Genomic DNA, 19,682 nt, shown 5'->3' with positions numbered 1-19,682 from the left:
AGTAGTACTAGCGTTGCCTCAGCAGCTAGCAACACTAGATTTTCTGGAGGGACATCATGCTCGGCACGCTCGAGGTCGTCACCATCGTGGTGGTCGGGGTGATGGTGGGGGTGGAATTCTCCGTCGCCTTCGTCATGAACCGGATCTTCAGCGGACTCCCCGACGACAGCAACCAGGCCGCCCGCTCCCACGGGGGCCGGATGCTCGGCGCGCTCATGCCGTTCTGGTACATCGGCTCGCTGGTCCTGAGCGCGGTCTGGACCATTACCGGATGGCAGCACCCTGGAACCGGTCTCGTCGTCATCGCCGCCGCGCTGCTGATCGTGAGCGTGATCATGTCGCTGCTGCTGCTCGTCCCGATCAACAATCGGGGCAAGACGTGGACCGCTGACAACCGGCCCGCCGACTGGAAGCAGCAGATGGACCGCTGGGACCGCTACCACTACGTCCGCGTCGCCGTCATCATCGCCGCCTTCGCCCTGCTGGTCGCCGCTCTCACCTGAGCCTGCGGGCTCACCCGCCCGGTTAACCCCAGGACGCGGGCGCCGGCGACACCCACTGACCGATGATAGAGAGAGGAAGTGCCGAGAATGGCCAAGCTGCAGAGCCTGGACCCGAATACGCCGATGTTCGCGCAGTTCAAGGAGAAGACCGGACCCATCGTCCTGGTCAACACCTTCTTCGTTCCGAAGGAGGGGGCTGAAGCGTTCTTGGCCCTCTTTCGGAGGCAGGCGGAGTTCATGAAGGCTCAGCCGGGATTCGTCTCCCTGCAGATGCACAAGGGAACGGCGGACAGTCGACTTCTGATGAACGTCGCGGCCTGGGAGTCGACCGAGGCTCTCGCCACGGCGTTCGGCAGCCCCGAATTCCAGCGCATGGCGGCGGAGTTCCCAGACGACATCGTGTCGTACCCGCACATCTTCGAGCAGATCGACGTATGACACGGCAGTTGTAGCCGGGGGAGGGCAGCCGGGAGAAGCCCTGCCTTCTCCCGGGCAGTCACGCATCCATGCACCATGCCGGGTCGCCGACCCCCTGGCACTGTCCTGACACGGAATACCCCTTACCCGCCCTCGCCTTCCCGGGGAACCAGCACGTGGTGGTGAGGTGTGCCGCGTGCGCGGTCACCTGTGCGCGGTGCTGGGCTGCGCTGTCCGATGGGGAATTGAACCCCTGCGTTGCCCGCCACGCGCCAGGAGCCGGATTGGCCGCCGGCCCTCGGCTTGTGCTCGCTTTCCCCGGGCGGTTACCTGCTTCCGTGCCGCCGGTCAGTGGAGGAGGTCGGCCTCCCAGTTGGTGCGCTGGATGTCGATGTCGAGGTGGCGCAGCTCGAGGGCGACGCGGTCGGCCTGCTCGCGCAGCTCGGCCACCGGGAGGGCGGCCAGCTGCCTCAGCTCGGACCGCAGCTGGCGCCCCATAGCCTGCCCGCGTCCAGCTGCGGCGTCGGCCGCCCCGGTGAGCACGGAGTGGCGCAGGCGCAGCATGTCGCGGCGGGCGAGGGCGTCGGTGACGGTGCCGTCGCCGAGCGGGGTCTGCGCGTTGGTCCGGTTGATGCGGCGGATCAACGCCTCGAGTTCGGTGAGGACGGTCCCGGCCTCGGTGAGCAGCTCGGCCGCGTCCTCGGACGGTGGCTCGCCTTCCTGGTAGCGGGCGTTCGCGACGATCCGCGTGCGCAGCTGCTCGATCCGCTTTGCCGCGTCAGCACGCAGCGCCAGTGCCTCCGCGAGCTTCATCTCCTCGCTCATGCCGCGAGGGTAACGGCGATCAACTTCGGTTCCTACTCTGGCCTGGCGGCATCGGGGTCAATCTGCTCCCTTTGCGGGGCCGGCCGGACTCCCCTCCCAAGGCAGGGGCCCTGTCATCGGGCCCATGCAGGCCCACTCGGGCCTGCGTTGCCGGGCCGCGGCAGCCGCGACGGATGTGGACCCGGTGATTGCCGGGGGGTGAGGAGAACGATGATGATGCGCGTGACGCAGAGAAACCCAGTGCTCAAACTCGCCGACCTCCGCCAGACCTGTTCCCTGCTGCTGGACGAGATACAGCGCCGATTCGGCGATCAGATCAACCTGGCTGACGTGCCCATCGACTACTACTGGAACGTGGACCTGGCCGCCGCGTTCGACATCCACCAAGGTCCCGAAGCGCACCTCGACTGCGGCCAGAGCAGCGACGACTTTGCCGAAGTGACAGCCGCGGCCCAGCGCGGACCACAAGACGTGATCGCGCTTTGGCACGACCTCGACCACCTGGCCGGAGTCCTGCGGCTGCTGGCATTCCTCGACCTACCCACCAGGCCTGCTCGGTGAGTCGGCCCCGTGGATGTGTCCGTAGCCGATCCGCATGGTCCAGACCGTAAACCCCGAGAACGTGACATTGGCGCGGACAGCGTGCCGCAGTAACGTTTCCCGGCTGCGCGCGCGACCTCAATACGGCAAAGCCGACACGAAGGGGACGTGATGCGAGCTCTTGTAATGGCCGGTGTCGCCGGTCTGCTGCCCTTGACCCTCACCACGCCGGCGGCGGCGTCCGGCGTGCCGGAGCAGTGGTCGACCGGACCGTTCACCGCGCAGGTCGCGGTCAGGGCCGGGGACGTCAACGGCGACGGCAAGGACGACCTCGCCGGCTTCAACGCCTTCCAGAACGCGTGCTACGTGAAGCTGTCGACCGGCTCGGGCTTCCAGCCGCAGCAGGATTGGAGCCTGTGCGCGAATAGCCTCGACGACAGTCCGTACTACGGATACTTCCTCGGCGACGTGGACAACGACGGCCGCGCGGACGCCATCACGGTCCGGCCGCACACGATTGCGACCCCGAGCGTGCGGGGCATCTTCGTGGCGAGGTCGCGCATCTACTACCCCGGCGACGAACGGTTCGAGTTCCCCACACAGTGGCTGGACAACAACATCGCCGGCGACCAGGCGAACCTGACGGCGGACCTGGACGGCGACGGGGGTACCGACGTGATCGGCTTGTCCGCCGGGACCCCAGCACTGGCGGCCAGGTCGAACGGCACCACGATGCTGCTATTGACAGCGTGGGGTCCGGACACCCTCCGCGGAGAGAAGGCGACACTGGCGGCGGACGCGACCGGTGACGGCCTGGCCGATTGCATCCTCGTCGACTCGGGCGGTACGCGCGTGGTGCCGGCCACCACCGAGACCCGCTGGTTCGTCACCTCGCCGCAGCAGTGGTCGACCGCGCCGTTCCACGGCACCAAGAAAACCTTCACCGGGGACATCGATGCCGACGGCAAGGCCGACCTCATCGCCGTCAACGACACCGACGTGCAGGTTATGCGCTCCACCGGTGCAGGCTATTCCGCGCCCGAAGTGTGGTACGCGGGCTCGTTCTCCGGCACCAGGGACACCCTCACGGCCGATGTGGACGGTGACGGCGATACCGACCTCGTCGCGGTGAACGACACCGACATCTGGGTGTTGCGCTCGCAGTAGGACTCAGGAGTCCAGCACGACATCCGACGCCTATGCCGTGGGCCGAGTCAGGCTTGTCGGGTGTGGCCTTCGTGTTGTGTCACACTTCGCGAGTTGCGATCGGTAACCCCTTCGAGCCGTAAATCCGCAGGTCAAGAGGCTCGAAGGGGCTACCGATGCTTCGGGGTTGTGGGCCTAACGCAACACAATCCGAACTCTTCGATCCTCGTCGAGGGGCCGGAGATCGTGATCAAGAGGGTGAATTCGCGGCGGATGCCGACGGGCGTTGCTCCGTTCGGGCGACCGGGCGGTGACGCCTGATGACCGGTGTGACAATCGTCTGGCCCGCACCGTCTGGCATGGAGCCGGCAACTGTGGCCGGTGCTGACACGGTCATCGTGCGCTCGGCTGGGCGGGTCTTCTGGTTCGGTTTCGGCAGCGCCTCAGACTTGGGCCTTCGGCTGAGTACGCAAGGCCGGGTCGCTCCGCTCGCCGGGCCAGCGGTCGATCGAGCGCGGGTTCGAACCCCGGCAGCAGTACCGCGCAGGTCACCATCCTACGACCAAGCCGGACACCTCACCACCTTCACCGGCCCCACCGGGACCTCCACCTACAACTACGACGGGCTCGGACAACGCACCTCGAAAAGCACAGCGACCTCGACCACCGAGTTCACGTGGGACGGATCAACCAGCCCCAACCTGCTCTTCGACGGCACGACGGCCTACCTCTACGGCCCTGACGGACTGCCGATCGAACAAACCGGACCGACGGGCACGAATTGGTTCGTGCACAACAACATCGGCTCCACCGTCGCGCTGCTGACCAACACCGGAACCGTCGGTGCCACCTACGCCTACAGCCCCTACGGCACGCCCTCCCACACCGGGACCGCAACCACCTCGCTGCAGTACACCGGCCAGTACCTCGACAGCGAATCCGGATTCCTCTACCTGCACGCCGGCTACTACGACCCCACCAGCGCCACGTTCCTCACCGTCGACCCCGACGTCGACACCACCCACGCGGCCTACGCCTACGCCGGCGACAACCCCGTCAACGCCAGCGACCCCGGAGGACTGGCCAGCCTCTGCACGTACGCGCAAGAGAAGCACGACCCGGCTCTGATCGCCCGAGATTGCAAGGCGCCCACCCAGACGCCGGACCCGAACCGCTGCCCGCGATTCAACGCCGATGTCGGGTGCGCGGACGCGGCCTGGAACCAGGCTCACCCCTTCAGCCAAGGCACCAGCGGCGTCTGTTTGGGTGGCACCCTCGCTGCCGGGGTGGGAGTCACTGGCAGCGTCTGCCTCGCGGCCACGGGGTCCAGTATCGGAGTCACCGCAAGCTGCGGGATCATTTTCGGCGTCAGCGAGGAAGTCGGTCTCACGGGGTTCACCTCGAACGCCAAGAAAATCAGCGATCTCAAGGCGGGCTTCGGGTCCGTCTCCGGATCCGGCCTCGGACCGTTCGGTGCCTCCTATTCGTGGGGTCCCTCAGACGACGGATTCGTCAACGTGTTCGGCCTCGCTTTCGGCTTAGAGCGTGTCTCATGTGGTGAGTTTGCGGAGTTTCTTGTGGCAGGTGAGGCTGGCTCCGAGGATGAGGAAGGCGAGGAAGTGCTCGGCTTTGCGTTCGTAGCGCAGCGTCAGGCGTCGGTATCCGGTGAACCAGGCCATGGTCCGCTCGATCACCCAGCGATGCTTGCCGAGCTTGTCCTTGGATTCGACGCCTTTGCGGGCGATGCGGACCTTGATGCCGCGGTCGTGGACCCAGCACCGCAAGCCGGGCTGGTCGTAGGCCTTGTCGGCGTGCAGCTTGGCCGGCTTGCGCCGACGGGGACCGCGGCGGGATTTGATCGCCGGGATCGCCATCACCAGTGGTTTGAGCGCATGGGAGTCGTTCGTATTCGCGGCGGAGACCGCGACTGCGAGCGGCAGCCCGGCGCGGTCGGACAGGGCGTGGATCTTCGAGCCGGGCTTGCCGCGGTCCACCGGGCTGGGACCGGTCATAGATCCCCCCTTTTCGCCCGCACGCAGGCACCATCCACGATCGCGCGGCTCCAGTCGATGAGGCCCTCGCTGCCGAGTTCATCCAAGAGCGCGTGGTGCAACTGCCGCCACAGCCCGGCCTTGGTCCACTGGCCGAAGCGGCGGTGTGCGGTCTGGAACGCCACCCCGAACGACGGCGGCAGATCCCGCCATGCACACCCGCTGGTCAGCACGTACACGATCGCCGTGAACACCGCGCGAGCGTCCACCGGGGCAGTGCCACCGCCCTGCGGACGCGGCCCGAACACCGGGATCAACGGCTCCGCCAGCTCCCACAGTTCATCCGGCACCAACCGCAACGACAACCGATCAACCACAGCAAGATCATCACTCACCAACGACCGATCACCACGTAAGACACGCTCTTAGGGATGGGTTTTTGGAACGGGCCCACCTACACCTGGCTACTATTCGGTGGGTGAACCAGCGATGACGACTTTCCACCCTGTGGGCTCGAGGCTCGTGGCCTTGGGTATGTGTCTCGGCCCGAGCGCACTCGTGGTGAAACTGGCCGCCATGGTGACATATTTCGGCGCGTCGCCCGGCATCACGAACATCGCGGCCGGTGCGTTGGCAGTGGTGCTCGCGCTTGCCGGTGTGGCGTTCTCGTCCCGGGTCCGGATCACGGTCGACGACAGCGGTGTCCGGTTCCGCAATCTGTTTCGCAGCCGGAGCTACGCCTGGAACGACCTCAGCGCCGTGACGATCAAACGCTGGGGTGCCCGCATCACCGCCGCCGACGAAGTCGCCGCCACGCTCCCGATCGGGCTCGGTACGTATGGCCGCAAACACGGCATCGCGTTCGAGCTTGCCGACGGAACGCTCTCGCCGACCTCCGCGGCGACTGCGTGGGTTGGCGCGAATTCGCGTCAGATCCTGCTTGATGCTCTCGACACCCATGCCACGGCCCGCGGTGTCACTGTCCGGATCATCAATCCGAACAACGGCGGCCTGTTCGGGGTCGGCTGGGACATCCGCATCGGCGACGGAATCCCACGACCGCGGAAAACCCGTCTATGACCGAGAAAAACATCGTATCGATCGACTGCGGGGGGCTGGCCGTGCGCCTGATCGCGCTGTGGTGCGCGCTGGCGTTGGGCGCCTCCCTGGCCGTTTTCGTCGACTCGTTCCTCTCCGGCGCGCCGCATCTGCCGGGTCCGGTGTTGTTCACGGCTGTCGTCGGGATCTTTCCCGTGGTCGCGATTGTCGTTGCGACAGTTGCCCTGCGTCGCTCCGAGTTGCCTGTCGCGACGATCGCGCCTCGCCTTCTGCGGCTGCTTCCTGCTGCGTTGCGGTGGGGTGCTCCGGTCGTCATCGTGGGCGCCGCCATCGTCGCTGTGCTCACCGGCCCGCAGGTGCCCGACGGTGTCCCCGAGACCACCCCTGGCGGCTACATCATGGACACCCGCACCGGTGACTTCCCGATCACCGCAGGCGAGTATCTCCACGCCCAGGCCGAGAACCGGAGATTGTTCGCCGCGATCTCCCTCGCTCTGAACACCGCGGCAGGTACCGTCGTGTTCGCCCTACGGCCACAATCCCGACGTCGTCCGCGACTCGACGCGCAGAAGCCGGCTTGACGGTGGCTGCTGTCGAAGACGCCTCGGCGCTGATTGTCAACCATCGATGGCGGCGACTTCGTGGACGGCCTTGGCGACGGCCCGGAAGTCTTTCTTCAGGATCGCGGCGTGGTTGCTGGTGACCTTCGCGCTCACCTGGATGGTCGGGTTGCGGGCGGTGACCGCGCCGACGGCGGCGCGGATGCGTTCCTGCTCGTCGCCCTTGCTGCCGAAGGATGAGCCTGACGCGAGGACGTATCGCGTCGGGACGGTGATGGCGTCGAGGACGGGGCCGAGTTCGCGTTCGCGGGATAACCGGCCGAGCTCGATGTTGCAGGTCGCCATTTGTTCGGCGGTCATCTTCGGGGTCAGGCCGGTCGGGCGTACCAGCGGCATGAACCAGCTCATCCGCTTGAACAGCTTGCGGATCCGCTGCTCCATGGCCGCGTCGAGCCAGTCGTACGGTTCGGCACCCTCGACCAGCGCGACGCCCAGGGTCCGCTGGGGATTCCGGCTGGGCCAGTGCGCCGGGACGAACACTCCGCCCAACGCGATGGCGCCTGGTGCGACACCGTTTCCTCGAACGCCGCAGCCCCGTCGTCTGACCAGGCCCACCGCCGCATACAGCGACGATGACCGCTGGCGTTTCGATCGGGACGCATCTCGAGCACGCCTGTCCAAGGAGGCGGGTGTTCGGGTGCTGTCTCGATTGTGGGGCCGGAGAGACTCGAACTCTCACTGGCACGGACCTAAACCGTGTGCCTCTGCCAATTGGGCTACGGCCCCGCGAAAGCCTGGTGAATCGTAGCGCGCGCCACGTTCGGGGTGGCTCGGCGTGGCCAGTGGCCGTGAGGGGGGTGTCGTCCTCTAACGTGGGCGCCTACAGTCCGACGCGGCGAGGAGGGCACGTGGCTCGCGACCCCGAGACCATCGAGCGTGAGATCGAGCAGGCCAGGACGGCTCTGACGGCGACGCTCGACCAGCTGGGCACCAAGGCCAACCCCCAGAAGCTCGCGGACCAAGCCAAGAACGGCATCCGCGCGAAGCTGGACAACCCCAAGGTCAAGTACCCGCTCATCGGCGTCGGGGCGTTGATCCTGGCGCTGCTGGTCCGCAAGCTGTTCCGCTGATCCACCGATACGTCTGAGCGGGCCCGGAGACGGGTCCGCTCAGACGTATGCAGGTATGAAAGATCGACAAAGCGACAACTGGCCCGGCGTGAAGGAACGGCGGTGTCAGGCGCGCGGGGAGACCGTCGGCTTCGAGGTGGGGACGGCGGGCGTCTCCTCGGCCTTGCGGTCCTCGACTTCCTTCGGCAGCTGCTTGCTCGGCGGAAGCTGAGGCTTGGCCGCAGCGGGAACGCCGGCCGCAGCCGCAGCCGGAACGCCAGCCGAGGAGGAAGCACCAGTCGAGGCCGAAGCGGCGGCAACAGCCGGCTTCGAAGATCCCGACGGCGGCACCTCCAGCGGCTCGATGTCCGGCAGGGTGAGCCGCGCGGTCATGTAGGAGCTGGTGAACTCCAGGGCGCTCCCGTTGAGCAGGTGCACGACCGTGGGTCGCCCGTCCGGGGCGAGCTCGTCGACGAGCTGGTCCGCGCGGTCACGCGCGGCGATGATGCCCGGCGCTTTCGCGGTCCGTGCCCCGCCGCGGCCGCTGACGGTGATCGTCCAGTCGTCGTTTTCGTGCGCGTACGTCGCTGTGATCGTCTCCACTACCTCACCCCTCTCGCCATCAGCATGCGTCACTGGCCGAGACTCGGCCACCGCACACTCATGACGTGATTTCTGCGCCCCCGCGCAACCCGCGACTGTCCATCAGTCTTTCTACAGGGTTCTCGATACCGTAAAGAAACTCTGTGTCACAAGACACGGGAGGGGATTCGCACTGAGTGACGACCGAATGGCCTAGCGCGCGTGCATTTTCACGCGCACCTCAGCGGGCGCGCGGTGACAGTCCGGACCAGAGCATGTTCATGGCGTAGTCGGTCGCCATCTCGGGTGTCACGTCCGGGAAGCGCTCGCACCAGATCGCGAGACGCTCGCACGCGCCGACCACGAACTCGGCCGAGGCTTCGGCGCGCAGCTCGTCCGAGTCGTCGAAGTGGCCGCTCATCAACGCCGCGATCAGGTCCGTCTGCTGCCGCCGTGTCTGCTCGATCTCGTCGGCCGCAGGCGTGCCGATCAGTGCCATCTCGTGCCGCAGCAGCGACCAGGCCTCCCGGCGGTCGCGGATGAAGACGAAGAACGCCAGCAGCCCGCGGCGCAGCGCGTCCTCGGCGGAAACCGCGCCCACTGTCGCCTGTTCGGTCACCTCGCGCAGCGCCGCCCGCGACTGCCGGATGCATGCCAGCAGCAGGCCTTCCTTGGAGTGGAAGTACTCGTACAGCATCGGCTTCGACACACCCACGAGCTCGGCGATCTCGTCCATCGACGCCGCACCGTAGCCGCGCTCGGTGAACACTCGTTCGGCGACCTCGATCATCTGCCGTTCGCGCTCGGCCCGGGGCACGCGCTTGCGTTTCGCGGTGGTCACGAGAACACTCTACCGCCAGTAACCTACTCCAAGTAGGATGGACTCCGAGTAACACTAAACAGGAGGGCGCATGGGCAACCGCACCGAGACCGGGGTGATCGTGGTCGGGACCGGGTTCTCCGGCCTGGGCATGGCCATCCAGCTGCGCAAGGACGGCCGCGAAGACTTCGTGATCCTCGAGAAGGCCGACGACGTCGGCGGGACCTGGCGCGACAACAGCTATCCCGGCTGCGCCTGCGACATCCCGTCGCACATGTACTCGTTCTCCTTCGAGCAGAACCCCGGCTGGTCGCGCGCCTACTCGCCGCAGCCCGAGATCTGGAGCTACCTGCGCGGCGTCACGGAGAAGTACGGCCTGCGCCGCTTCTTGCGCTTCGGCCAGGAGATGACCGGCGCACGCTGGGACGCCGACGAGAACCGCTGGCACGTCACCACCAAGTCGGGCGACGAGTTCGTCGCCAAGGCCCTGGTCGCGGGCGTCGGCGCGCTGCACCGGCCGCAGATCCCGCGCCTGCCCGGCATCGAGAACTTCGCCGGGCCGGCGTTCCACTCCGCGCAGTGGGACCACGGCGTCGACCTCACCGGCAAGCGCGTCGCCGTGGTCGGCACGGGCGCGAGCGCGGTGCAGTTCGTGCCACAGATCGTCGGGCAGGTCGAGAACCTGACGCTCTTCCAGCGCACCCCGCCGTGGGTGATGCCGAAAGCCGACCACGACATGCCCGGCTGGGCCCGCGGCCTGTTCAGGGCGGTCCCGCTCGCGCAGCGCGCCTATCGCGACGTCCTGTACTGGATGCTCGAGGCCCGCGCCATCGGCTTCAACGGCCAGCCGTGGGTGATGCAGCTCGGCCAGCGGATCGCCAAGCGCAACATCAACCAGGCCGTGGCCGACCCGGCTCTGCGCGCGAAGCTGACGCCCGACTACACCATGGGCTGCAAGCGCGTCTTGATCTCCAACGACTACTACCCGGCCCTGGCCAGGGACAACGTGGACTTGGTCACCGAGGGTGTCACCGAGGTCCGCGAGCACAGCGTGGTCGACGCCGCCGGCGTGGAGCACGAGGTCGACGTGATCATCTACGGCACCGGCTTCCACGTCACCGACGCGTTCGACACGCTGGAGATCGTCGGCCGCGACGGGCGCAACCTCGCCAAGGAGTGGGCGGCCGAGGGGATGCGCACGCACCTCGGCATCACCGTCAACGGGTTCCCGAACCTGTTCTTCCTGCTCGGCCCGAACACCGGACTCGGCCACAACTCCGTGGTGTTCATGATCGAGTCCCAGATCTCCTACATCGCGCAGGCGCTGCGACTGGCGGGCGACCGCGCGATCGACCCGCGGCCACAGGCGCAGGAGGCGTTCAACACCGACGTGCAGCGCAAGCTCGCGAAGGGGATCTGGACGCAGGGCGGCTGCAAGAGCTGGTACCTCGACGCGAAGGGCGTGAACCGCACGATCTGGCCCGGCTTCACGTGGCGGTACTGGCTCGACACGCGCACGGTCCGCCGGGAGGACTACGAGCTGCTGGGCTGACAAGGCAGGGCACAAAAGGGGTACGAAGGGGACTTTCGCGGCAGGGGAGGAGGCGCGAAAGTCCCCTTCGTAGCTTGTGGGGAGGGCAGGAGGGCGCGCCGAACAAGCCCACGGACGGCGGTGGGCGTGCTCGGGTCAGGGATGAGGGGGCGGGGGCTTTCGCGACCCTCGACAACGCGAAAGCCCCCGGCCGGGACCGGCGAACCGGCCCGGGTCAGCTCCGCCCGTGGCTCAGGCGGGTGCGAGTTTGCGCAGATGGCTGATCAGGTCGACGACCTGCAGGTCGCACAGCTCGGCCATCCGCTCGAGCGCGGCCAGGTCGAGCGACACCTCGGCCGGGCCCGAGCTCACCGTGGTCGCGCCGGCTCCCGGATCGCCGCGGCGCAGCCGGTCCTCGGCCCAGCGGCGCAGCGGCAGCAGCTCGGGCGAGGCCTCGGCCACCACTCGCCGCAGGTCCACCCGCACGCGTCCGGGCTCTTCCACGAACACGCGCCGGTGGACCTTGGCCAGCAGGTCCTGGGGCAGCTCGTCCATCGCGACGCACAGCTCGACCAGGCGCACCACAGAACACTGCCGCGTGCCCAGCTCGTACGTCGCCAGCGTCTGCAGGGAGATCTCACTCTGCAGATGCGTGTTCAGCTCCTTGCGCGTCCAGCCTCGCCTGCGCCGGAGCTTGCGGAGCTCGTCACCGAGTATCCGCTGGTAGTGCTCAGCGTCGATCACCACTTCCTCGTCCCCTGCCCTGCTCACGCTCTCACACGCGGCGTCCGCTCTCGTGACTGCGAACGCGTGCACGTCTCACGTGTATGAAAGTGGGCAGTGCGCTTTTCCTTACGCGGTTTCGGGCAAGTCTTTGGTGACGATTTCGCAGACTGCTCCGAACGGAGGAACCGCGGTGCGCTGAACAGGTCAGTTGACGCAGGGAACGCCGTCGGCCGTGATCGGCTTCTGGTCGTCGCCGGCGGCCGGCGGGGGTGCCGGGGACGACGCGGGCGCGTTGGCCGAGCCGGCCGGCGCACCGGAGCCGGCGTTGTCGGCGCTCGGCTGGTAGTCCGAGCCGAGGAACACCATCACGTGACCGGCGCCGACGCTCTTGTCCTCCTGCACCGTGGCCTTGGTGCCGAGCGCGTCGGCCACGGCGTTACCGGAGTCCTCGCCGCCGGAGGGCACCCAGATCACGGTGGTCTTGCGCGAGGTCGCGTTGGCCGTGTCGCCCGCGGTGAAGCCCTTGCCGGTGAGCTGCTTCGACACGCTCGCGGCCAGGCCCGTGCGGCCCGAAGCGTTGCGGACGTCGACGGTGGTGCCCTTGTTCGCGTCGTTCGCCGGCGGCGCCTGTTCTTGTTGACCAGCCTGCTGGCCGGGCTGCGGACCGGCGAGGCCCTGCACGAACATCTTCACGGCCTGCGGGTCGACCTTGATGGCGTCGCCGTCGCTGGGCGTCTTGTACGCGACGTTCTCCACCGGGATCGTGCGGAACTCGAGCTGTCCGCCGGTGAGGCCCTTCATCTGCTGGGCGAAGCTGAAGATGTCCCAGTTCTGGTTGAGGACCACCGACTTCTTGATGGCGTCGATGAGCGCGTTGAGCTTGCCCGGGTTGGTGAGCGTGCCGGCCGAGAGCACCTTGCGCGCCATCCCGGCCATGAACACCTGCTGGCGCACCACCCGGTCGAGGTCACCGCGCGGCAGGCCGTGGCGCTGCCGGACGAACTCCAGCGCCTGCACCCCGGAGATCGTGTGAACGCCCTTGGTGAACTTCGCGCCGGAGTAGGAGTCGTCGACGTTGTTGTTGAGGCACACGTCGACGCCACCGATGGCCTGCGTGATCTCGCTGAAGCCGAGCAGGTTGATCGCCGCGTAGTTGTCGATCGTCGAGCCGGTGAGCGCCTCGACGGTGGTGATGAGCTCCTTCGCGCCGGCCTGGTTGGCCTTGACGTCGAGCTCCTTCGGGTCCGTCACGCCCTGCTGCTGCAGGTCCTTGCGCGCCTGCAGCATCGCGCGGGGGTACGCGGAGTTGATCTTGTGCTCGCCGAAGCCGGGGATGTTCACGTACGAGTCGCGCGGCAGCGAGATCGCGACGGCCTTGCTGCCGTCGTTCGGGATGTGCACGAAGATCAGCGAGTCGGTGTTGAGCTCGCCGTCGGCCTCGCCCGCGTGTAGTTGGGCGAGCAGCTGCGGGGAGAGCGGGTTGCCCTGTGCGTCGGTGCGGCTGTCGAGACCGACCATCAGGATGTCGCGCGCGCCGTCGGCGGGCTGGTCACCGCCTGACTGAGGATTGATCACGTCGGCGTAGTTCAGGCCGTTGACCAGGCCCTGCAGCGACGCCCACGCGTAGCCGGTGAAGGCCATGACCAGCAGCGACACCACGGCGAGGGTGATCTTCGCGCCGCGGTGCGAGCCGCGCCGGCTCGAGCGCCGCGGCGGCGGGCCGGACCGGCGCTGCGGCGGACGCGACGGGCGGTGCTCGGCGTCGCGGGGGCCGCGCGGCTCGGCGCGGTCACGGGCGGGAGGCGGCACCCGGCGTCCGCTCGCGCGCCCCGGCGGGTCCTGCCAGGGGCGGGCGGGGCGTCGGTCGCCTTGCCCGTTCCGAGGCGGGTGATCCACGCGGTCCGCTCCTTCTGCTCGTCCTTCTGCCTGTCACTGTCCGGTTCCCCGGACCTTGAAGACGCATGGTGCCGGGACGGGGTTGCGGCGGGTTCGCACCTCCCCCGGCCGGTGTGGCCTGCACCACCCATGGTCCGCCAAACCGGGCGCGTTCGCCTGGCCGGTTGTGTGCGTGTCGCGTTTCGAGTTTCTCGTCAAGAAGTCGCGCTCGCAGCGCGGCGCCGGGGAACCAGGCACGAAACGGCCGCGACCAGCGCAAACACCGCCGTCGCCGCGTGCAGGACCACGGTCGGCGGGCCGGCCGACGAGACCATCAGCGCCGGGCCACAGGCGAGCGCGCAGACGAACCACGTGCCCGCCGACGCGGTGGCGCCCGTGCGGACGGTGTGCAGCAGGAGCACGCCGAGAAGCAGGTGCACGAGGCTCTGCACCGGGTCGAGGTGCAGGCCGAGGAAATCGGCATCGGCGGCGACGTCGCCGAAGCGGGCCAGCGCGAGCCCGAAGACGCCGAGTGTCGCGAAGCCGATGCCGAGCGCGGCGGCCGCTCTCGTGAGCAGCACCGGCCGCCAGCCGGTGGCCGTGCGGGGTCTCGGCGGGGGCGGCGCGGGTTCGCCGTGGCCGCGCGGGTGGCGTTCGAACCACCAGAACACGCACCCCGCCGGCACGAGCAGCAGCGCGATCGCCATCGCGGTGCGCGGCTTTACGAGCCAACTCAGCCCGTCGGCGATCGGGCCCGGCAGGTAGACGACGGCGACGAGCAGCAGCATCGCCGCCAGGAACGCCAGGTACAGGCTCATCGGCGCCCGCAGCACGAACCCGGTCGCGCGGCTGACCCGCGGCCGCGCCGCGACGCGCACCAGCCGTCCGCCGAGCAGGCCCGCCAAGCCGAGCTGGGTCACGCCGAGCAGCAGGACTTCCCACGGCGGCGCTGACAACGCGGCGGGCGCGCCCGGGCTACCCAGCAGGATCGGCGACGCGCCGAGCGCGAAGGTGGCCACGGCCAGCGCGCCCACCCCGGCCACGGCGGCGCCTGCCAGCACCGGCCGGGGGAGCCGCACCCCGTCGGCGTGGGCGAACGCGACCTGCTGGGCCAGCAGCGCGAGCGCCAGGGTGGCGCCGTAACCGGGCAGCGGCGAGCCGGACCAGGCCGCGACGGCCTCGCCCGCGACGACGAGCGCAAGCAGGCCGGCCACCGACCACAGCCCGGCGCGGCGGTGCAGCGCGAGCAGCGCGGGCGCGCAGACGATCGTCAGCAGGTACACGCCCAGCAGCCACAGCGGGTGCAGCGCGATCCGCATGACCGTCGCGTTCGTGCCTGCGGGGATGCCGAGCAGCTCCAGCGCCAGCGGGACGAGCAGGGCGACCACAGCGAAGATCAACGCGGGGCGGAGCAGCGGGCTCGCGCGCTCGGCGAGGTAGTGGCGGTAGCCGCGGTCGCGTTCGGCCAGCCAGCCGGTGACGTTCGCGTAGCCGCCCGCGAAGAACAGCAGCGGCGTGAGCTGCGCGAGCCACGTCAGCGGCCACCACGCGGACTCGGGCGCGCCCGCCCAGTCGGCCAGCGCCGTCGCCGATTCGCCGAGCACGAGCAGCACGGCCGAGGCAGCGCCGAGCACGGCCCAGCGCGTGGGAGGACCGGTCGCGGCGCGAGCGGGTCGCGGGGTGACGCGCCGGGCCGTGTGCCAGCCGCGCAGCCGGAACACGAGCAGGCAGCCGATCACGAGGACGCCGGCGACCATCGGCCCGATCGGGTCCGCGACCGGCGGTCCCCACCGCTGGTGCCACGAGTTCACGACGAGCCCGGCGGAGTAGAGCGTGGCGACGACCTGGCAGGTGCCCGGCGAGCCCATCGGGTTCACCACGCACGCGTGGTGCATGTCCTGCGACAGCCGCGCGTCGAGTGAGGCCCGCACGCTCTGGTCGAGCGGGTGGCCCTTCTTGTCCGCGTAGCGCAGCAGGTCGTAGCCCAGGTCGTGGGCCTTGCACGGCACCGCGTAGTCCCACTTGGTGTTGTCGTCGCCCCAAGGGGTGGAGCACCCGCCGTCGACGTGGACGGCGCGAACGGTCCCGTCGCGCGCCGCCAGCGCACCCGGCGTCACGCCGCTGACGGCGGTGAAGTCCTCGGGCAGGAGCGCCAGCGCGGTGGGCTGCGGGCCGGGGTGGGTCAGCGCGGCGATGGCGTTCTGCGCGGCCAGCACGTCGCCGGTCGGCGGTCCCTGGTCCGGCGGTGACGCCGGGCGCGAGGCGATGAGCCCGAAGCCGAAGACGACGAAGAGCACCAGCAGCAGCCAGCCCGACGTCGACCAGGGACGGCGGGCGCGAGCGGCGGCCGGAGGACGGTCGTCGGAGGCGGGCATGCGCTCAAGGGTGCCAGCCCCGCCCGTGCGGCGGCATGGGGATGACCCCCGGAAGGGGTGGGGATCTCCCCGGGTTCGGGCCGGGCACCATATTTCAGGGGATGGTGAATTGCATCACAGTCCCTTTTTCGCGACTTTCGGTCACGGAGAGCGAGCTCCGACTGAATTCGCCGTCCGTTTTCGGGGGGTCGCCGGTCCAACGCGATTAATCGCAATTGGTGGCGGGCGGCGATTTCGCTCAGGCCACGCGCGGCGGCGGATCCGCGTCGGCGAACCGGACTTGATTCCGGCCGCCTTCCTTCGCGGTATACACGGCGGCGTCGGCCGCGTGCAGCAACTGTTCCACCGTCGATCCGTTCGGCCCGAGCAGTGCCACTCCGATCGAGGTGGTCCGACCGGTGATGCGGGCGCGCCCGCCGCGTTTGTCGGTGGTCACGATCTGCTGTTCGGCGATCGCGAGACGGATCCGTTCGGCCGCGACCTTGGCGGCCGTTTGGTCCACGTCCGGCAGCAGGATCAGGAATTCCTCGCCGCCGAAGCGGCCGATGATGTCCCTGGGACGCGTGATGTCGTCCAAGGTCTGGGCCACGGTGCGCAGGACGTCGTCGCCCGCGGGGTGGCCGTAGGTGTCGTTGATCCACTTGAAATGGTCCAGATCGATCATCAGCAGCGCCAGCATTTCGTTGCTGCGTGCGGCTCGCGTCAAGGCGCGGTCGGCTGATTCGGACCACCCGCGCACGTTGAAGATGCCGGTCTTCGGGTCCGTGCGCGCCTCGGACTGCAGCTGGTTGATCTCGGCGAGCCGGTTGCCCAGCACGGTGATGAGCACCAGGATCACGATCGCCGGTGGGAAGTTCACCAGGAGGATCGTGGCGATCGTGCCGAGACCGATTGTCGAGAGCTCCAGCAGGTTGTCATCCTTGGTGCCCAGCACGTTGCTCAGCGTCGGGGCGGAAGTTCCGCCCAGTGCGAGCAAGCTGCCGATGACGATCGCCTGCAGCGCCGCGTAACAGAAGCCGACCAGCATGAGGATGCCGAAGAGCCTCAGTGAATTGCCCGGGGAGAGGTTCTCGAGCTCCGCCGAGGCGAAAGTCTGGTAGAGCTGGTGCGCCGCCAAGGCCGACACGGCGTGCGTGAACGAGGTGAACACGAACTTGTGCGGAGGCCGCCGCGAGTTGAACCACCGCTGCCCGCGGACGATGACGATCAGCAGCAGTGTCAAGTGGATCGGCAGCAGCAGTGCGCCGGGGAACACCCAGATCCCCGACAGGTCGATGTGGACGGCCGTCACGCGGTTGCGCCGCCGCTCCTCCTGCCGGCGCGTGAGCTGGATGTGCACCGTGGCGCACACGGCGAGGATGCCGAACCGGGCCCAGTCCAGAGCCGTGGTGGGCCCGCCGGTGACGATCCCGTACGTCAGCAGGCCGACGGCAAGCGCTTCCCAGGAAAGCAGGAAAACGATCATCGGCCGCGGCTTGGTCCACAGATCCCACGACCGCACGGGATTGCCGGAAATCAACTCACCGAGCCGTTTGCCGACACCCTGCGATCGCGCGGTTGCTTTTTGTGTAGCACTGTGTGCATCCCCGGAAGAATCTTGGGACTTCGGTGCGTGATCATGGGAGGGTGTGGGTACCCCGCGATTGGAGTCCGTCGGTTCACCGTGCGCGTGTCCGTTCTCGGGCATCGGGCTCGGCCTCCTCCGGTCTCTCGGGTGGTGCGGGTCTGGTGGTATCCACTGTGGTGCTGTTATCGCTTACCGGTATCATCGCACTCACCGACTTCCCGGCGGTGGGCCCTCCGCGAGGGCTGAATTCGTGTTCCGTCCAACCGTGTGCCTCTTACCCGGAGGTGCCTTCCCCCGATGGCTGGTGAACCCTGAATGCGAATTGCAACACCAGTCGCTGAGCCGTGCCCTCCAGGAGGTGTTTTCCCGATGCGTGACCGCGAAGCCTGAATCGTTCTTGTCTGTTTGCCCGGAAATTGTCAGTGCACTCAGTTCGAGGAGGTGTCCGACCGTGCGTGACCGCGAGGCGTGATTCCGGTGACCGGCAACCAAGAGTTCGTGACAGCGTGAGCAAAGGAGAGTCGCGATGCGTGACCGCGAAGCCTGAGAACAAGACGCTCCCCGAGACTTCGATCCGGAGGTCAGAACCGGATCGCCCCGGCCGGTGAACGAGCCGGCCACGACTCAGAGCCCGGTATCGGCTGCGACCGCGTGCCGCACCCGGGTCCATGAGAAGGCGGTGGGGATGGCCAGCGCCACGCCGAGCAGACCGGCGAGCGCGATGGCGGTGACCGCGGACCCGGTCACCTGGGCAACCACCCCACCCAGCGCGACCCCGACTCCCTGCGCGACCCGCAGCCCGGTGCGGTAGAGCCCGCCGGCGCCGCCGCGCAGCTCGTTCGGCACCCAGGTGGCGAACGTCGCGGTGACCGTGATGATGTACGCGCCCATCGCACCCGCCAGTGCGAGGAGCACGAGAGCCAGCGCCAGGTTCGGCTGGAGCAGGAACAGCGCGAGCAGGGCCAGCGACGTCGTCGCGAGGATGCCCAGCAGACGCAGCCTGACCTGGGCGGACGCGAACTTCGAGAGCAAGTAGGCACCGGCCACGAACCCCAGTGGGTCGGCAGCCAGCAGCCAGCCGACGGCCGTGGACGACGCGCCGAGCTGCTCCGCCAGCGGAGCCGCGAGCCCTTCGGGGACCACCGCGAGCCCGACCAGCCACGACAGCGCGATCAGCACCCGCAGCCTGCGCTGTCCGAACACGAACCGCGTGGCCCCGAACCACGTCGTCTGCTCGCCGCCCGCGGCCGGGCGATCGTGCACCCACACGCGCACGATGAGCGAGGCAACGGCGAAGCTCACGGCGTCGATCGCCAGCGCCCACGACGTGCCCACGAACGTCACCAGGAGGCCGCCGCCCGCGAGCCCCACCAGCATCACCGTGTTGGTGGTGATCCCGCGCAGGTCCTGGCTGCGCAGGTAGATTTCATCGTCGGTGAACACTTCGCGCGTGATGGCGTTCTGCGCGGCGTTGGCGGGTGACGCGGCCAGCTGCACGGCCACGAGCAGGCTGCACAGCACGGCCAGTGGCATGCCCGGCAGGCTCATCAGCCCCACGAGCACCGCCTGCACCGCGGCGCTCACGCTCAGCACCGCGCGGCGCCGGTAGCGGTCGGCGAGGAAGGACAGCCCGAGCCCGCCCGCCAGCGCGGGGAGGAACGTGAGGGCGTAGACGACGGCGGCCCAGAGGGCCGAGCCGGTGCGGTTGTAGACGAGGATGGCGAGCGCCACCTTCGCCAGCTGGTCGCCCGCGCTCGAAATGGCCTCGGCCGCCCACAGAACGCGGTACTCGACGTTCCGCAGTGGCGCCGTCAGCCGTGGCGTGGCGTGGGTCGTCACAGGGTGACCACTTCCCCCTCCCCGATCGGGTGAACGTGTCCGGTGGGCATTCTGCCTGGACTGTGACGGCGACCCCGAGGGAGTCACAGTTCCCGGCAGTGGGACAACAATCAGTATGCCGCTGATTACGCGCGGGCGAACAGTAGAACCAGCGTTCTCCCGGGTTGGGCTGTTCAAGGGGGCCCGGACCAGGCCGGGCGGAACCCATTCCCGGTCG

The 19,682-nt window shown here is 68.5% G+C and carries 18 protein-coding genes, 1 tRNA gene and 1 pseudogene; 9 read left to right on the top strand and 11 right to left on the bottom strand.

From position 1 onward, the window contains the following. Positions 1-56: 56 nt before the first annotated feature. Together K1T34_RS08415 and K1T34_RS08410 are read left to right on the top strand one after the other, a co-directional pair. Positions 57-503: a DUF1772 domain-containing protein gene (locus K1T34_RS08415; protein WP_220243719.1), complete on the top strand. Its 447-nt coding sequence runs from the start codon at positions 57-59 to the stop codon at positions 501-503. A gap of 87 nt (positions 504-590) precedes the next feature. Beyond that, on the top strand, positions 591-941 hold the full coding sequence (locus tag K1T34_RS08410; protein WP_220243718.1) for an antibiotic biosynthesis monooxygenase: 351 nt from the start codon (positions 591-593) through the stop codon (positions 939-941). A 327-nt stretch (positions 942-1,268) separates the two neighbouring features. Here K1T34_RS08410 and K1T34_RS08405 read toward each other — a convergent pair whose 3' ends face one another. Then, positions 1,269-1,745, bottom strand: a complete 477-nt coding sequence (locus K1T34_RS08405; protein WP_255638399.1) for a DIP1984 family protein — start codon at positions 1,743-1,745, stop codon at positions 1,269-1,271. A gap of 210 nt (positions 1,746-1,955) precedes the next feature. On the opposite strand from K1T34_RS08405, the gene K1T34_RS08400 reads away from it, so the two are divergent. The 3 genes and pseudogenes from K1T34_RS08400 to K1T34_RS53155 form a co-directional block, all read left to right on the top strand. After that, positions 1,956-2,306 (top strand): hypothetical protein, encoded by a 351-nt coding sequence (locus tag K1T34_RS08400; RefSeq protein WP_220243717.1) that lies wholly within the window; start codon positions 1,956-1,958, stop codon positions 2,304-2,306. 150 nt (positions 2,307-2,456) lie between these two features. Continuing rightward, positions 2,457-3,452 carry a VCBS repeat-containing protein gene (locus K1T34_RS08395; RefSeq protein ID WP_220243716.1) on the top strand — a complete coding sequence of 332 codons (996 nt, stop codon included), beginning with the start codon at positions 2,457-2,459 and terminating at the stop codon, positions 3,450-3,452. 299 nt (positions 3,453-3,751) lie between these two features. Next, a pseudogene (locus K1T34_RS53155) lies at positions 3,752-4,501 on the top strand (RHS repeat-associated core domain-containing protein); the annotation flags it as partial. Between the two features lie 480 nt (positions 4,502-4,981). On the opposite strand, the gene K1T34_RS08380 reads toward K1T34_RS53155, so the two are convergent. Further along, positions 4,982-5,799, bottom strand: a protein-coding gene (locus K1T34_RS08380; protein ID WP_220239981.1) for an IS5 family transposase whose coding sequence is annotated in 2 segments (ribosomal slippage) — positions 4,982-5,457 and positions 5,457-5,799 — 819 coding nt in all. Because the reading frame shifts where the segments join, the coding sequence is not laid out codon by codon here. A 184-nt stretch (positions 5,800-5,983) separates the two neighbouring features. On the opposite strand from K1T34_RS08380, the gene K1T34_RS08375 reads away from it, so the two are divergent. Continuing rightward, on the top strand, positions 5,984-6,502 hold the full coding sequence (locus K1T34_RS08375; RefSeq protein ID WP_220243715.1) for a PH domain-containing protein: 519 nt from the start codon (positions 5,984-5,986) through the stop codon (positions 6,500-6,502). Continuing rightward, on the top strand, positions 6,499-7,062 hold the full coding sequence (locus K1T34_RS08370; RefSeq protein ID WP_220243714.1) for a hypothetical protein: 564 nt from the start codon (positions 6,499-6,501) through the stop codon (positions 7,060-7,062). Before K1T34_RS08375 ends, K1T34_RS08370 begins: the two co-directional genes overlap by 4 nt. A 36-nt stretch (positions 7,063-7,098) precedes the next feature. Here K1T34_RS08370 and K1T34_RS08365 read toward each other — a convergent pair whose 3' ends face one another. Together K1T34_RS08365 and K1T34_RS08360 are read right to left on the bottom strand one after the other, a co-directional pair. Continuing rightward, the gene (locus K1T34_RS08365) at positions 7,099-7,482 is read right to left on the bottom strand and encodes a hypothetical protein (RefSeq protein ID WP_220243713.1); all 384 of its coding nucleotides are present in this window, start codon (positions 7,480-7,482) and stop codon (positions 7,099-7,101) included. Positions 7,483-7,753: 271 nt separating this feature from the next. Continuing rightward, positions 7,754-7,827: transfer RNA gene (locus tag K1T34_RS08360), tRNA-Leu, on the bottom strand. Positions 7,828-7,949: 122 nt separating this feature from the next. Here K1T34_RS08360 and K1T34_RS08355 point away from each other — a divergent pair. Further along, the gene (locus tag K1T34_RS08355) at positions 7,950-8,171 is read left to right on the top strand and encodes a DUF3618 domain-containing protein (protein ID WP_220243712.1); all 222 of its coding nucleotides are present in this window, start codon (positions 7,950-7,952) and stop codon (positions 8,169-8,171) included. 105 nt (positions 8,172-8,276) lie between these two features. Here the strand turns inward: K1T34_RS08355 and K1T34_RS08350 are convergent, their stop codons facing one another. Together K1T34_RS08350 and K1T34_RS08345 are read right to left on the bottom strand one after the other, a co-directional pair. Further along, positions 8,277-8,753, bottom strand: a complete 477-nt coding sequence (locus K1T34_RS08350; protein WP_255638398.1) for a hypothetical protein — start codon at positions 8,751-8,753, stop codon at positions 8,277-8,279. 220 nt (positions 8,754-8,973) lie between these two features. Then, on the bottom strand, positions 8,974-9,573 hold the full coding sequence (locus K1T34_RS08345) for a TetR/AcrR family transcriptional regulator (RefSeq protein ID WP_255638397.1): 600 nt from the start codon (positions 9,571-9,573) through the stop codon (positions 8,974-8,976). A gap of 70 nt (positions 9,574-9,643) precedes the next feature. On the opposite strand from K1T34_RS08345, the gene K1T34_RS08340 reads away from it, so the two are divergent. Continuing rightward, positions 9,644-11,104, top strand: coding sequence for an NAD(P)/FAD-dependent oxidoreductase (locus K1T34_RS08340; RefSeq protein ID WP_220243710.1), 1,461 nt, complete (start codon positions 9,644-9,646; stop codon positions 11,102-11,104). Between the two features lie 231 nt (positions 11,105-11,335). Here K1T34_RS08340 and K1T34_RS08335 read toward each other — a convergent pair whose 3' ends face one another. From K1T34_RS08335 to K1T34_RS08315, 5 genes are all read right to left on the bottom strand, one after another. Next, on the bottom strand, positions 11,336-11,830 hold the full coding sequence (locus tag K1T34_RS08335; RefSeq protein WP_220247062.1) for a helix-turn-helix transcriptional regulator: 495 nt from the start codon (positions 11,828-11,830) through the stop codon (positions 11,336-11,338). A gap of 183 nt (positions 11,831-12,013) precedes the next feature. Then, positions 12,014-13,450, bottom strand: a complete 1,437-nt coding sequence (locus K1T34_RS08330; protein WP_220247061.1) for an LCP family protein — start codon at positions 13,448-13,450, stop codon at positions 12,014-12,016. A 449-nt stretch (positions 13,451-13,899) separates the two neighbouring features. Beyond that, complete coding sequence (locus tag K1T34_RS08325; RefSeq protein ID WP_220243709.1) at positions 13,900-16,059, bottom strand: phospholipase A2; 2,160 nt, start codon at positions 16,057-16,059, stop codon at positions 13,900-13,902. A 238-nt stretch (positions 16,060-16,297) separates the two neighbouring features. Then, positions 16,298-17,524 (bottom strand): GGDEF domain-containing protein, encoded by a 1,227-nt coding sequence (locus tag K1T34_RS08320; protein WP_220243708.1) that lies wholly within the window; start codon positions 17,522-17,524, stop codon positions 16,298-16,300. A 726-nt stretch (positions 17,525-18,250) separates the two neighbouring features. Then, positions 18,251-19,465: an MFS transporter gene (locus K1T34_RS08315; RefSeq protein ID WP_255638396.1), complete on the bottom strand. Its 1,215-nt coding sequence runs from the start codon at positions 19,463-19,465 to the stop codon at positions 18,251-18,253. Between the last annotated feature and the right edge of the window lie 217 nt (positions 19,466-19,682).

Origin of the sequence: Amycolatopsis sp. DSM 110486 (assembly GCF_019468465.1) — a bacterium.
GTDB lineage: Bacteria > Actinomycetota > Actinomycetes > Mycobacteriales > Pseudonocardiaceae > Amycolatopsis.
Note: the sequence above shows the minus strand (reverse complement) of the source record. Positions and strands in the feature narration are given on the sequence as shown.

Excerpts from the sequence above, each read along its gene's own strand:
- K1T34_RS08340 (WP_220243710.1), top strand. The coding sequence starts at position 9,644 with ATGGGCAACCGCACCGAGACCGGGGTGATCGTGGTCGGGACCGGGTTC.
- K1T34_RS08395 (WP_220243716.1), top strand. The coding sequence starts at position 2,457 with ATGCGAGCTCTTGTAATGGCCGGTGTCGCCGGTCTGCTGCCCTTGACC.
- K1T34_RS08325 (WP_220243709.1), bottom strand. The coding sequence starts at position 16,059 with ATGCCCGCCTCCGACGACCGTCCTCCGGCCGCCGCTCGCGCCCGCCGT.
- K1T34_RS08330 (WP_220247061.1), bottom strand. The coding sequence starts at position 13,450 with ATGGCCTTCACCGGCTACGCGTGGGCGTCGCTGCAGGGCCTGGTCAAC.
- K1T34_RS08400 (WP_220243717.1), top strand. The coding sequence starts at position 1,956 with ATGATGATGCGCGTGACGCAGAGAAACCCAGTGCTCAAACTCGCCGAC.
- K1T34_RS08415 (WP_220243719.1), top strand. The coding sequence starts at position 57 with ATGCTCGGCACGCTCGAGGTCGTCACCATCGTGGTGGTCGGGGTGATG.
- K1T34_RS08365 (WP_220243713.1), bottom strand. The coding sequence starts at position 7,482 with ATGGAGCAGCGGATCCGCAAGCTGTTCAAGCGGATGAGCTGGTTCATG.
- K1T34_RS08370 (WP_220243714.1), top strand. The coding sequence starts at position 6,499 with ATGACCGAGAAAAACATCGTATCGATCGACTGCGGGGGGCTGGCCGTG.
- K1T34_RS08410 (WP_220243718.1), top strand. The coding sequence starts at position 591 with ATGGCCAAGCTGCAGAGCCTGGACCCGAATACGCCGATGTTCGCGCAG.
- K1T34_RS08320 (WP_220243708.1), bottom strand. The coding sequence starts at position 17,524 with ATGATCGTTTTCCTGCTTTCCTGGGAAGCGCTTGCCGTCGGCCTGCTG.
- K1T34_RS08405 (WP_255638399.1), bottom strand. The coding sequence starts at position 1,745 with ATGAGCGAGGAGATGAAGCTCGCGGAGGCACTGGCGCTGCGTGCTGAC.